Source organism: Pseudomonas baetica (assembly GCF_051216495.1).
GTDB lineage: Bacteria > Pseudomonadota > Gammaproteobacteria > Pseudomonadales > Pseudomonadaceae > Aquipseudomonas > Aquipseudomonas baetica_B.
In genome coordinates this window covers 1-13,115 of the sequence record NZ_JBPKAM010000036.1, presented here as the reverse complement: position 1 = coordinate 13,115, position 13,115 = coordinate 1, and the positions used below count along the sequence as shown (strand labels likewise).

Here is a 13,115-nt window from a genome sequence, read left to right as displayed (position 1 = left end):
TGGAAAACACTCCTAACCGGATGATTTCTTATGGCAGATGAAATTTTCGAAGTAAATAATACTAATTTCGACCCAAGAAAAATCCACCGAGTTCCGCAGCCATCATTTTTCAATGACTCAAGTGAGATGACACTACGGACAATTACTTCTACTTTTTTGATTGCGTTTGCTGGATGGACCATCTCGGCGAACGCTTGCGTTTTGTTTGGATGGAACCTAAAAAATCTTCTGGTTTTCGCCCCCCTTGTAATAGCCTCATTATTTTTAGCATATGTTTATATACCAAAAACACATCAAACCAACTCACCGAATACAAATTCCACAGCCAAGACAGGCAAGCCAATCTATAAATATACACGTCCTTGCGCTCTAGCCATACTACTTATACTGCCTGCATCTCTATACTGGTCATGGATAGCATTCTGGAGCCTTTCTATATTATTGCTGTTAATAGCTTGCCTTATATCACCAGAGACAAAAACAGAATCAAAGCCCTCACACACAGCTAAAATATGGAGAAAATTTTCTCCACTAACAATCCTATTACTTGCAGCCACTGCAATCACACTTTCTTACACCGTTTCGAGAAGTGATTTGGATGACGCATTTTATGTCGCAATCGCAGCATATTCATCGTCAAATCCAGAGCACAGTCTTCTTGCAGGTGACCCGATGCTTGGGGAAACTGGACTGCCACTTATATTTCCAAGTTATCGCTTTGCTTCTTTCGAATTGCTTTCTGGCGCTTTTTCTTACTTACTCTCCATTCCCTCAATGGACGTTTATTACATCTACCTTTTGCCTATATGGGTTATTGCAAGCATAGCTGCAACCTTTCTTTTAACAAGGGAACTAATACCTAATAGTTGGATTTTTGCTGGAATCATAACATTTCTGCTTACTTTGCTGCTCGGAGAGATGCATCGTAGCCCTGCAAATTTTTCATTCGTCCGTCTCTTTCAGGGAAAATCTGTTTTACTGTCAGTAATTGTTCCAGCTATTTTCTACCTTACTGCGCGTTATTTTTCCAAACGGGGCACGAATGCTGATTTGTTTCTACTAGTGTGCTGTCAAGTAGCAGCCATTGGACTATCTAATTTTGGGATGCTCGCCGGCCCAATCGCGGGTTTTGGAGCTTTAGCATCTAATATCCCGTTGGCGTTAAAAGGTGGAAAGCGAAAATTCTACTGTGCACTAGCTGTCTTATTGATCCCTCTCCCTTACTTGATAAATGTTGCCTTGCAAATCAAGGGAACGGCAATTATGGATTATGAAACCGAGACAGCAGAGAGCGTATGGACCAATGTATTTGGGGCTCACCAGCAATATTTGGTAGGTATTTTACTTTTGACTGGCCCAGTTCTAGCCAAAGATACAATAACCAAATGGAGACTGGCTGTTCCTTCTTTTATATTTTTTGCGATCTACCTTAACCCGTGGTTATCTGACTTGATATCAAGGTACGTAACAACACCTCCAGTTTATTGGAGGGTAGTTTGGTCTTTCCCAATCTTGGTGTTTTCTGCAGTATCTTTCTGCATGATAACTACCGAGCTATTTGAACGAAAGGCGTACCGATTCCTTGTCGCCCCCCTGCTTGCAATTTTACTTGGCCTAACATTGTACTCACTCCCATTCAATACACTTCGCTCGGCTAACATTGGTGAAATTGAAACTTTTGCAGCATGGAAAATCCCAAGATCCGACCTTCTTGTTGCCCAGAAAGCAACTGCTATGGGGGATGGGGATGGGATGTTGCTCGCGCCAGATGAAATCGCAGGCATCATTTCGAGATTCGAAGAGCATCCTCGACTCGTAAGTACCCGGGGACTATATTTAGATCTTTTGAGGCCGACCATCGGAGATGAAAAATATGAGAAAAGACGTGCTCTGCATGACTTTACGATTGGTAAAATTGAAGGAAACGGTGAACTGGTAAGGGCCGCTCTCCACTCTATAAAAACATCATTAATCGTCCTAAACCTAAACAATGAAACCACACTAGCCACCCACATCCTAAGCACAGAAGGATACAAAAAGCAAAATACAATTAGCGGCTATTCTTTTTGGGTTAAACAAAAATAACAATAGTACACGTGGAATATGTGCCGGCAAATGCTGTAAAAACAGGAAGTCAGCGGAATTTTACCGCAGAAGTTTTTTTAGTTATGAACAGTGCTTATAGCGTTCAAAACATTCAAAAAAAACCAGGCCTAGCTGTAGTCGAATGGTGACTTCCAGCCACCATTCGATACTGCAGGCCGTTCAGTTAGAGGGACTCCAGCAAAATCAACCGCAAATCAACATCAGTCGCTGGAAACGTCTTCGACTTCCGATCCGAGCACGCAGCCCATAAGGCGGCGGCTCGTTATGAACGTGTGAGTCACTGATATAGACATGACGACATTGATGTAGTACTTTTCCGCTAAATATAGGGTACTGAGACATATGAACAATAATTGTCCCATCTGTAATGAAACTCTTGTCCCGGGGATCCAACCCTGGCATTTTGAGTGTGCAACCTGTCATTATGAGAAAGGTGATCTTCAACCGACTATTAATGACTTGTCATCACATGAGCTTATCAATGAAGCGGATAGAGAAACAGGCCTTCGTGAAATTCGAACTAGTAATTTCAATACGTTGATTGATGTCATTTCTAAATTTAAACCTACAGGGGGAAGTCTGATTGATGTAGGCTGTGCACATGGCTGGTTTGTAGAATCCGCCATGATAAAATTTGATGTACTAGGTGTAGAGCCTGATGAGATGGTGTTTAAATCTACGGTCGCAAAAGGTCTTCCAGTTCGTAGAGGCTACTTTCCTGACGCGCTGGAAGCTTCTGAAACTTTTGATATTGTTGTTTTTAACGATGTGATTGAGCACATACCGGGTATCGACAATGTGCTAGCGGCATGCCATGATCGCTTGAATGAATGTGGCCTGTTGGTCATTAACTTGCCAAGTAGTGATGGTTTTTTTTACAAACTGTCCAGGTTCTTTGGTCGGATAGGAAAACTTGGATTCTTCGAAAGGCTCTGGCAAAAGGATCTACCCTCACCACACGTCCACTACTTCAACAGCAAAAATCTTTCGGATCTACTGAAAAATAAAAATTTCACTGTGATCAAGTCCGGGACGCTACCTACTATAGGACTAAAAGGTCTTTACACCAGAATTTCATATACCGGAAAATTGGGGATAATTACCAAAATTTTTATTTACTGCATGATCGCCATTGCATTGCCGATTATGCGGCTCCTGCCGAGTGATATCATTTATATTGTTGCCAGGAAAAATTAATTCAACAAAGGGAGGCAGATTTACTTTTCAAAGCAAAGATCACTTCAGAAAAATGAATTTGCCCCCTGCGCCCCAGACTGGGGCCAGTGTCCAGTTCTTGAAATTTTAGCCTATTCGATTGTTTCAACTTATCGTTAAAAAACCCTTATTGAAAACTAAAACAATCCTCCAAAAACTACTGGCTCCCAGTTCATGATCACCAGCTCACGGCTGAAGTCAGCCTTCCCCTGACGCTGATTGGCGTTGCAGTAACGGATGTCGAGCGTTTCGAAATGAAACTCATCAAACACGCGCCGGATGTCCGGGTGATCATTGATGCTGACCATCACCTTGCCTTTGCAACGGCGCATGAAGTCGGCCATGCGTTCGTAGTTCGCAAACGTAAAGTCCACGCCATAGCCAGCGGTCTGCCAGTAAGGCGGGTCCATGTAGTGAAAAGTATGGGCACGATCGTAGCGCTCAGCGCATTCAAGCCAGGGGAGATTTTCGACATAGGTGCCGGACAGGCGCTGCGAGGCGACCGAGAGGTTTTCCTCGACCCGCAGCAGGTTGATGGCCGGGCCAGTGGTGGCGGTGTCGAACGTCTGCCTGGTGACCTTGCCGGCAAAGGCATGGTGCTGCAGGAAGAAGAATAGGGCAGCGCGCTGGATGTCGGTGAGGGTTTCAGGGCGGGTCATTTTCTGCCATTCGAACACCTGGCGCGAGCTCAGTGCCCATTTGAATTGGCGCACGAACTCTTCGAGTGGTTCTGCACGACGCGATAGAGCATCACCAGATCGCCATTGATGTCGTTGAGGACTTCAACCGACGACGGCTGGGGACGCGCGGCACCGCCGGCAAAAACTTCGACGTAGCATTCGTGAGGTGGGGAGGCCCGCCAGATGATTCTCAGATTTATTTATCCATAAAAATTGATCTGCCCCCCTTCGCAATACCAGCGCAAGACCCGCATCGCCGCGGCAACCTTTTCATACAGCCCCCCAACGCCCACAGATGGTCAGTCCACCCATGAAGCTACCGGATCGCTTTACAGTGAACTACTGTCAGTCATGGGCATGGCACCCACAGGAACGTCCGCCCAGGTAATCACCAGATGTCCGTTGAGTTGCAAGGTTTTCCAATCGACTTATCACGTTCAGGGAACCAAGCCGATGGCAAATGCAGGCGTCGAATCAAAGAACGGGACTGTTAATAACGCGCAGGAGACTGAGACGTTGATCGGACCGGCTCCGGTCTCCGATAGGGCTCGCAACGTTAGCTGGCACACCCGGATCACGACACTGACGCACAATCTGAGTCGCTCGACCCAGTTTGTCATTGCCGCCTCCCTCATCCTGGGACTTACCATGTTCTTCGTCGGCAATCTGGTGAGCGTTCGAATAGAAAGTGCTGCGGTCAATAGCGCAGCAGAAGCAGGTGCTCAGTACATGGATACGTTTCTTGAGCCCTATGTGCAGGAGATGAGCCGGGACAACAATCTCTCGGCGGCAAGTGTCCAGTCCCTGGACCGCCTCACGCAAAGTCATTCACTAAAACAGCACATTGTCTCGATCAAAATCTGGCGAGCGGATGGCACGGTGGTCTACAGCACAAATAAAGCCGTCACCAACCAAAAATTCCCACTCGATGAGATCAGCGAAGCACTCAAGGGCAAAGTGGTCACCGACCTTGAGGATCCGAATCAGGATGAAAACGAGTTCGAGCGCAAGCTCAACCTGCCGCTCTATGAGATCTATGCACCCCTGCGCAATGCAAGCTCCGGAAAAGTCATTGCGGTGGGCGAGTTTTATGAAAAGGCCGACAGTCTGAAGCGCGAGATCAAACGCGTCCGACAGGAGGTATGGGTGGTCGTTGGCGCCGCGACGTTATCAATGCTGATGCTGCTTTTCTTCATCGTGCGACGCGGTGACAAGATTATCCAGCGACAACAAGTGGCACTGCGCTTACGACTGCTGGAGCAAACCCGTTTGCACATCAGCAATGCCGAACTCCAGCGCAAGATGTCGACGGCTACCCAAGAGTTTTCCCGAGTCAACGAACTCACTTTGAGGCGTATTGGTGCAGACCTGCACGATGGGCCGGCGCAGTTATTGACCTTGATTCTGATCCGGCTCGACGACCTGGTCGAGAATTGCTCCGCTGTCGATCAGGAATCACTGGAAACCATTCGTGGTGCCGCCACTGACGCACTGCGTGAGGTCCGCGATTTATCCCGAGGCTTGGCACTTCCGGAAATCAACGATTTGAGCCTGGAGGAAGAGTTGCAACTGGTGGCGCAACGGCACGAGCAACGCACGGGCACCAAGGTCACGTTAACCCTGGCGCAGCTACCGAAAGCAGCGCCACTTCCGCTCAAACTCTGTTTGTACCGTTTTGTGCAAGAAGCCCTCAACAACGCTTACCGTCATGCCAACGGCGAGGGTCAGGCTATCCAGGCGCAATACATTGATGGGGTATTGATCATCAGCGTCAAGGACGCCGGTCCTGGCATGGCGGCGGATGCAATGTTGCTTGAGAAATCCGGTAGATCCCGATTGGGGCTCGCCGGTTTGCGCTATCGCGTGGAGTCTCTGGGCGGGTTGTTCAGTATCGATTCCTGCGCCGCTGGCACTTTGGTAAAAGCACAGTTCAAACTCTAGTCAGGAGCGATTCTGCGGATCCATTTGTGTTTTTTCCACGCCGGCCTGAACTCGCCCGACCGCTTCGCGTTCCCAATAGCGCCGTAGAGCTGTGACCGCTTCGACGCGATTTCGGACGTGCAACTTCTGCATCAAGCTGTTCATGTGGTTCTTGACGGTTTGCTCGCTGATCAACAACTTTGTCGCAACTTCCTTATTGGTCAGCCCCGCTGAAACTTCTCGGATGACCTGCTCCTCGCGACGGCTCAGTTCCAAATTTTGAATTTCGGCTCCGTTTTCCTTGATGTTACCCAGCAGTTTGTTGGCAACCTCGGGGGTGATAAATGTCTCACCCTTGGCAACCGACCTGATCGCCAGGACGAGTTCCGGTCCGCTGATTCCTTTCAACACATACCCGCGTGCGCCTGCCTCCAGTGCCGAAAAGGCGTCATCTTCGGATTCTGAAACCGTCAGCATCAGCACCTTCACGTCCGGTAGTTGAGTGGAAATGAATCGAACCGCGGCGAAAACATCGCCTGGCATATTGACGTCCATCAACATCACGTCCGGAAGCATCCTCTGGGCAATCTCCCTGGCATCGTCCGCATTGGCGCCCTGCTCGACGACGTGAAGGTCCAGCCGTTTTTTCAATGTATTGGCAACGCCCTCACGTAACAGCGGGTGATCGTCGACAATGCCGATGCGAATAAACGGATTCATGATGCGCTCCCTGAAGGACCAGCACTCGAGCAGTCATTGATTAATAGCAGGTAACTGGGGATGACGCCTGTCGCCAACCATTTGCCCCGGGGTTAAGGTTAAAAAGCCACCTCAGCCCCACCCCCGCATTCCTGTTAAACTCCCCCACCTCCCAGCCTCACCGATTCCAGATCCCCAATGCCCGCACCCATCGCTACACCCGCCCCGCTCTCCCGCCGCTTTTCCGTCGCCCCTATGATGGATTGGACCGACCGCCACTGCCGCTACTTCCTGCGCCTGCTCTCAAAAAACGCCCTGCTCTACACCGAGATGGTCACCACCGGCGCGCTCCTCAACGGTGATCACGAGCGTTTCCTGCGCCACGACGAGGCCGAGCATCCGCTGGCGTTGCAGCTCGGCGGCAGTGTGCCGTTGGATTTGGCGGCGTGTGCACGCATGGCCCAGGACCACGGTTACGACGAGGTGAATCTGAATGTCGGCTGTCCGAGTGATCGGGTGCAGAACAATATGATTGGCGCGTGCCTGATGGGGCATCCGCAGTTGGTGGCCGATTGTGTGAAGGCGATGCGCGATGCGGTGTCGATTCCGGTGACGGTGAAGCATCGCATCGGCATTAATGGGCGCGACAGTTACGAAGAGTTGTGTGATTTCGTCGGGACGATTCGTGAGGCCGGGTGCACGAGTTTTACCGTGCATGCGCGGATTGCGATTCTGGAGGGGTTGTCGCCGAAGGAGAACCGTGACATTCCGCCGTTGCGTTATGACGTGGCGGCGCGGTTGAAGGCGGATTTTCCGGAGCTGGAGATTATTCTCAACGGCGGGATCAAGACGCTGGAGGCCTGCCACGAGCATTTGCAGACATTCGACGGGGTGATGCTGGGCCGCGAGGCGTATCACAACCCTTATGTGATGGCTGAAGTGGATCAGCAGTTGTTCGGCAGCACTGCGCCGGTGATCACTCGTGCCGAGGCGCTGGCGCAACTGCGACCGTACATCGCCGCGCATATCGATGCAGGCGGCTCAATGCACCACATCACTCGGCATGTGTTGGGGCTGGGCACCGGTTTTCCGGGGGCGCGCAAGTTTCGGCAGTTGTTATCGGTGGATATCCACAAGGCCAAGGAACCGTTGGCGTTGCTGGACCAGGCGGCCGCGTTGCTTGAAGGGCGTTGATGGCTCATTGCTCGCGATGGACGTGACAGACTGCTACCCAGCGGGGCTCTGCCGTTAATCGCGAGCAAGCTCGCTCCTACAGTAGCGGTCAGGCGGCAGCGGCCGCCGTCCAGTTGACCCACCCGAATACCCAGGTCGCCAAAATAAGCACGCCAAAACCGATTCGATACCAAGCGAATGCGGCGTAGCTGTGGCTGGCAATGAACTTGAGCAAGCCGCGTACGGCGATCATCGCGAAGAAGAATGCAGTCACAAAGCCCAGGGCGAATACGGGCAGGTCACTGGACTGGAATAGCTCCCGGTACTTGTAGCCCGAGTAAACAGCGGCGCCGACCATAGTTGGCATCGCCAGAAAGAACGAATACTCCGTGGCGGCCTTGCGTGACAGGCCAAACAGCAGGCCGCCGATGATGGTCGATCCGGAACGGGACGTGCCCGGAATCATCGCCAGGCACTGCACGAACCCTACTTTCAGCGCATCGGACCAGTGCATATCGTCGACATGCTCGACACGTACCGCGTGTTCCCGCTGCTCTGCCCACAACATGACAAAACCACCCACCACCAGCGCCACCGCGACGGTGATCGGGTTGAACAGGTATTCGTGGATTTTGTCGGCGAACAACACGCCCAACACGACGGCCGGCAGAAAACCGATCAGCAGGCTGAGTGTGAATCGCTGTGCACGACGCTGGGTCGGCAAGCCTTTGACGATATCCAGAATCTTGGGACGAAACTCCCAAACAACGGCAAGAATGGCACCCAACTGAATAATGATGTTGAACGCCATGGCGCGTTCGCCGCCAAACTCCAACAAGTCCGCAACGATAATTTGATGCCCTGTACTGGAGATGGGCAAAAACTCCGTCAGGCCCTCTACTGCCCCTAAAATCAACACATGAACCAGGGTCAAAAAATCCATTAATCCTCCGTCAGGCCGAATGCATATAAGCATGCACAACTAAAAACAACGGGTAGACTCACACGGATGACCTGCCCCGGCGGCGCAGAATAGGCTTTATCAAATCACTGGCTCAAGACTTGTTATTAATCGTCCGGATATCCACTTTTTGCAAATAAAGGCGCGCGAGAGAAAGAACTCAATAAACTGTGACCGTTTTCACGTTATAAGTATTCAACAGATCGGGCAGCTCGACAGGAGTGACGCGACCAGCGAGGAGCCTGACAGTGGCAAAAGGACATTAAAAAACCAGTCGCCATAGTTACAAAATAGTGGCACAATTCCATATCGCCACCATCTAAGCGCGCCATTTCACTAATTCAGACCTTCGAGAAAATCAACTAAAAGCTTGAAAAGCTTAATTATTGTTAGAAAACTCGAGATCCACGTCTGATTTCTGTCTAAATGTTACCAATTGTCAGTCACAGACGAGAACCAGTGCTTTAACATCCCGATGTCAGCACCTATTCGAGTCAATGCATGATGCTTACAGGGAACTTAGCGACTAGAAGCCAGCGCCGGACAAATGAAGAACCAGGTGTTCTCACTTTGGCTCGTACCCGCGGCGTGGCCGAGCATTTTAGGGCGTTAGTCGCAAGGCATGTGCGTACCGATATAACGCTGGATGCCAGTTCGTACAGTCATTCATCTAAGAAGCATGATCACCCGGGTTCTTATCGGGCCATCTTCATCATCATCGACGGCCCTCAAGCCCTCGATGAAGGTCTCGCGCTGGTGGAAAACCTGCGCAGTGACAACTTATCCCCTATCATTTGTGCGGTCATCGCCGGTCGCGGCGCCTATAACAAGATAAAGTACTATCTTGCAGGGGCCGATTACTGCATCAAGTTCAATACCTTGTTCGACGAAAGCACCGAGTTGCTTGCCGAATTCTTCAACACTGAAGAATGGCAAAGAGAAACGAATCTGGTGCTGGACCCCACCCGTATTTGCCTGATGGACGCCAGTAGGAAACTGGATATTTCGTTTGCGGAAATGAAAATCCTCGAGGCATTTTCACAAACCGGAAATCACATACTAAGTCACGATCAAATTGCCAGCATCATGGGTCTCAACACCAAATTCTACGACCCTCGAGCGCTCGAAAAATCGATCAGCCGCCTGCGTGGAAAAATCAAGGAAACGTATGGCACAAACGCGATCCAGAGCATTCGAGGCTATGGCTACCGTCTCATGAGAGGTCTGATTTCGACGACCTGAGCCGGGTAAATGCACGAACGCATGTACCACCATGCCCAGACGCCGCTATCAACTATACAAAGATATAAGCCGCCTCTCTGTATTTGTATCTGATACTCGCCGCAATGATGATTATTTATTCAATTCCATGACCGTGTTAACACCAAACCATAACAATAAAAGCTTATTCTACAGCTCATCGAGTGAAGCCCATCGAGGGTCATTTCGGGCCATCACCCTGCCTTTCGATTACGTTCAAGGGAGTTATTGCTCCCCTGCCGATGATCTTTTCGCCAATTCTGGTGTGTGTACCTCAGGAGAGAGACATGGAAATTAGTACAACCCTCCCAAGAAAATACTTTGTCGTCGTGACGCACAGTACAACGTCGCAGCGTGAACTTGAGAGCATACTGTCAAGCGAACGCTTCAACGCATTTGGGACCTCCCAGGCACAAATGTTCATTGAAGGCGTTGTGCCACCCTCTTCCATGCCGGTGCTAATGGAGTTTACCTATCCGAGAATGACCAGGAAGAACGTCCCGCACACCATCGAATATGACACACAGAAAATACTGGCAACCCTCGAAGCCGAATGGGCGGCGGCGCAATCTGTAAATCCTTTTGCCAGCGTGCCGAGTCTTTCGCTGGAAACCAGTGCCAACTCCCGAGAACCTGCGGGCGAGGCGCCTTACAGCGAAGCCTGGCAACTCGATAATGATCAGGATGTATTGGTTAAAGAAGGTGTCGAGATCAGTCTGACCGGTCTGGAAGCTACCCTTGTCAGGAAAATGCTCGGCCATGAAGAACGCGTCGTCAGCCGGGATGAGTTGATACTTAGCATCGGCAGGGAACCGGACCAATACCGTGGCCTGGAAATGTGCCTGAGTCGCCTGCAAGACAAGTTTAAAAACGCCAGTAACGGTGAACGATTGTTTCGCGCAGTCAGAAATCGTGGTTATTGCCTGATACAGGAAGTTGTGTCCGACACACGTGCGGCCTGAGCGAATCGAAAAACCATAGAGCAGTGCGACTACAACAATAAAAAGAGCACTCCGCTTACCTCCCCTCCCGTTTAAAACTCCTGCCTCCCTCTCCCCTTACAATACCCAACTCCACACTTTATATTCACCCTCCAATGGTCGACCTTTTCTAACGCCAGACTGTTTCACTTCTAAAAAGTTGGCACATTGCCATCTTGTTAAAACTCGTCAGACAGGGACTTCACCCAATAACTTAATCTATTGACTGAAGACAGCTCGGCCTATCGACGTTGTTTGCCTCAGGACACTCGCTGCAATAACAACAATAAGTCTGCATCAACAACTTGGTTTTCGGCTGTCGAAACCTGAACGGACGTCTTTTGGGGATATCGCATGGATCTTTCATTACGTATCAATAGAACTACCGGCCTCAAGGGACTTACCTTTTGGGGCCAATGGGCATTGGCCCAGGGCTTTGTCGTTTCATTGCTGTTCATACTCGCTGAACAACACACCGGCATGGTCGAGTACTACTACCGGGTGTGCGCGGCATTGACGGTACTGGCGTCGGTCCCGGCCTATACATTCAGTGGCGTGTACCGGAAAAGGGACAACTACCTGACTGGGTTGGGACGCCTGTTCATGGGCTGGTCCATGACGATGGCGGCACTGGCTTGCATGGCGTTTATCTGCAAGGCCGATGAACTGTTTTCCCGGCAGGTCATCCTGAGCTGGGCAGTGTACGGGTTCCTTGGACAGGCCTTTCTATACGCACCGCTGCATGCGTTCTCGAAGTACTACCAGCGCTCACGTCAAAGCGAACATAAAACGCTTATCGTCGGCACGGGCGAGTTGGCGCTTGGGCTGGCCAGGAAGTTGAACCACCTGGAAAACCTGCCATTGGTGGGCATGGTCAGCACCGGCAACTCTGCGCCCATGGAACAGGACGCGCCTCGCATCGTCGGCGCCCAGGAAGATCTGCTGGAGCTGATCAAGGCTCATGACATCCGACGCCTGTACATCACCCTGCCGCTGTCGGAAGCCGCAAAAATCGAAGCGATGTACGTCGATTTGCTGGATGCCAACGTTGATGTGGTCTGGGTACCGGACTTGAATAGCCTGACGCTGCTCAATCACTCGGTGAAGGTCGTAGACGGTCTGCCGGCGATCTATTTGAATGAAAGCCCGCTGACCAGCCAGCCCACTGCCGCACTGAGCAAAAGCCTGGTGGAAAAAAGCGTGGCGCTGCTGGCCATCATTCTGCTGAGCCCGGTGCTGCTGCTGATCGCGCTGGCCGTGAAACTCAACTCACCGGGTCCTGTGTTCTTCAAGCAGGACCGCCATGGCTGGAACGGCAAGGTGATTCAGGTCTGGAAGTTCCGTTCGATGCGCGTACACGATGACAAAGAGGTCAAGCAGGCCAGCCGCAATGACTCGCGTATCACGGCCGTCGGGCGCTTCATCCGCCGTACTTCGCTGGATGAACTGCCGCAGTTGTTCAACGTCCTGCAAGGGCATATGGCGCTGGTGGGTCCACGGCCTCACGCGGTTGCACACAACAACTACTACTCCGGGAAAATTCTCGCTTACATGGCACGTCACCGAATCAAGCCTGGCATCACCGGACTTGCGCAAATCAACGGTTGCCGCGGCGAGACCGATACCCTGGACAAGATGCAGAAACGCGTCGAAATCGACCTCAAGTACATCAATAACTGGTCCCTGTGGCTGGACCTGAAGATCCTGGTGAAGACACCGTTCACCTTGTTGTCGAAAGATATCTACTGATGGCCTGGCGTTAAGCAACACCACCACAAGGGGACGTTAAGTCCCCTTTTTTGTGGCTGGGATTTGGCGCCTGGCGGAGTTGTGGGAGGGACATGGCAAGGGGACTGCCTGGAGGCGAGGTAATTGCCGATATTGATGTTGTATCAGATGGCCTCTTCGCGAGCAGGCTCGCTCCCACAGGAATTGGTGTTACTCATGAAGTTAGTTTTCCACCACAGTCCATTGTGGGAGCGCCCTCGCTCGCGAAAGCGGTGTATCAGGCAGCACGAATAGTGGATGGACTGGCCCCTTCGCGAGCAGGCTCGTTCCCACAGGGGAGTTGGCGTTATTGATGGAGTTTGTGCCCACTGCATCCCATTGTGGGAGCGAGCC

General features: G+C 51.1%; 9 protein-coding genes and 1 pseudogene. 7 read left to right on the top strand and 3 right to left on the bottom strand.

Features of this window, described 5'->3' with window-relative positions:
* Positions 1-30 precede the first annotated feature (30 nt).
* The gene (locus ACSFE6_RS14700; RefSeq protein WP_435428287.1) at positions 31-2,085 is read left to right on the top strand and encodes a DUF6077 domain-containing protein; all 2,055 of its coding nucleotides are present in this window, start codon (positions 31-33) and stop codon (positions 2,083-2,085) included.
* Positions 2,086-2,448: 363 nt separating this feature from the next.
* Positions 2,449-3,303: a class I SAM-dependent methyltransferase gene (locus tag ACSFE6_RS14695; protein ID WP_435428286.1), complete on the top strand. Its 855-nt coding sequence runs from the start codon at positions 2,449-2,451 to the stop codon at positions 3,301-3,303.
* A gap of 155 nt (positions 3,304-3,458) precedes the next feature.
* Here the strand turns inward: ACSFE6_RS14695 and ACSFE6_RS14690 are convergent.
* Positions 3,459-4,171, bottom strand: a pseudogene (locus ACSFE6_RS14690) (DNA adenine methylase); the annotation flags it as partial.
* 283 nt (positions 4,172-4,454) lie between these two features.
* On the opposite strand from ACSFE6_RS14690, the gene ACSFE6_RS14685 reads away from it, so the two are divergent.
* Positions 4,455-5,942, top strand: a complete 1,488-nt coding sequence (locus ACSFE6_RS14685) for a sensor histidine kinase (protein WP_435428285.1) — start codon at positions 4,455-4,457, stop codon at positions 5,940-5,942.
* Here ACSFE6_RS14685 and ACSFE6_RS14680 read toward each other — a convergent pair whose 3' ends face one another.
* Positions 5,943-6,641 (bottom strand): response regulator, encoded by a 699-nt coding sequence (locus tag ACSFE6_RS14680; RefSeq protein ID WP_435428284.1) that lies wholly within the window; start codon positions 6,639-6,641, stop codon positions 5,943-5,945.
* A gap of 177 nt (positions 6,642-6,818) precedes the next feature.
* Between ACSFE6_RS14680 and dusA the strand changes: the two genes are divergently transcribed.
* Positions 6,819-7,814 (top strand): tRNA dihydrouridine(20/20a) synthase DusA, encoded by a 996-nt coding sequence (gene dusA, locus ACSFE6_RS14675; protein ID WP_435428283.1) that lies wholly within the window; start codon positions 6,819-6,821, stop codon positions 7,812-7,814.
* 88 nt (positions 7,815-7,902) lie between these two features.
* Here the strand turns inward: dusA and ACSFE6_RS14670 are convergent, their stop codons facing one another.
* A complete protein-coding gene (locus tag ACSFE6_RS14670) occupies positions 7,903-8,736 on the bottom strand; it encodes an undecaprenyl-diphosphate phosphatase (RefSeq protein ID WP_435428282.1) in 834 nt (277 codons plus the stop codon).
* Positions 8,737-9,255: 519 nt separating this feature from the next.
* Between ACSFE6_RS14670 and ACSFE6_RS14665 the strand changes: the two genes are divergently transcribed.
* The 3 genes from ACSFE6_RS14665 to ACSFE6_RS14655 all read left to right on the top strand — a co-directional run bounded on the left by ACSFE6_RS14665 (position 9,256) and on the right by ACSFE6_RS14655 (position 12,743).
* Complete coding sequence (locus ACSFE6_RS14665) at positions 9,256-9,996, top strand: winged helix-turn-helix domain-containing protein (protein WP_435428281.1); 741 nt, start codon at positions 9,256-9,258, stop codon at positions 9,994-9,996.
* Positions 9,997-10,301: 305 nt separating this feature from the next.
* Positions 10,302-10,976, top strand: coding sequence for a winged helix-turn-helix domain-containing protein (locus ACSFE6_RS14660; protein WP_435428280.1), 675 nt, complete (start codon positions 10,302-10,304; stop codon positions 10,974-10,976).
* Between the two features lie 372 nt (positions 10,977-11,348).
* On the top strand, positions 11,349-12,743 hold the full coding sequence (locus tag ACSFE6_RS14655) for an undecaprenyl-phosphate glucose phosphotransferase (RefSeq protein WP_435428279.1): 1,395 nt from the start codon (positions 11,349-11,351) through the stop codon (positions 12,741-12,743).
* Positions 12,744-13,115: the final 372 nt, after the last annotated feature.

Bases quoted from the DNA above. Each gene is read 5' to 3' on its own strand.
- ACSFE6_RS14685 (WP_435428285.1), top strand. From the start codon at position 4,455: ATGGCAAATGCAGGCGTCGAATCAAAGAACGGGACTGTTAATAACGCG.
- ACSFE6_RS14695 (WP_435428286.1), top strand. From the start codon at position 2,449: ATGAACAATAATTGTCCCATCTGTAATGAAACTCTTGTCCCGGGGATC.
- ACSFE6_RS14665 (WP_435428281.1), top strand. From the start codon at position 9,256: ATGATGCTTACAGGGAACTTAGCGACTAGAAGCCAGCGCCGGACAAAT.
- dusA (WP_435428283.1), top strand. From the start codon at position 6,819: ATGCCCGCACCCATCGCTACACCCGCCCCGCTCTCCCGCCGCTTTTCC.
- ACSFE6_RS14655 (WP_435428279.1), top strand. From the start codon at position 11,349: ATGGATCTTTCATTACGTATCAATAGAACTACCGGCCTCAAGGGACTT.
- ACSFE6_RS14670 (WP_435428282.1), bottom strand. From the start codon at position 8,736: ATGGATTTTTTGACCCTGGTTCATGTGTTGATTTTAGGGGCAGTAGAG.
- ACSFE6_RS14660 (WP_435428280.1), top strand. From the start codon at position 10,302: ATGGAAATTAGTACAACCCTCCCAAGAAAATACTTTGTCGTCGTGACG.
- ACSFE6_RS14700 (WP_435428287.1), top strand. From the start codon at position 31: ATGGCAGATGAAATTTTCGAAGTAAATAATACTAATTTCGACCCAAGA.
- ACSFE6_RS14680 (WP_435428284.1), bottom strand. From the start codon at position 6,641: ATGAATCCGTTTATTCGCATCGGCATTGTCGACGATCACCCGCTGTTA.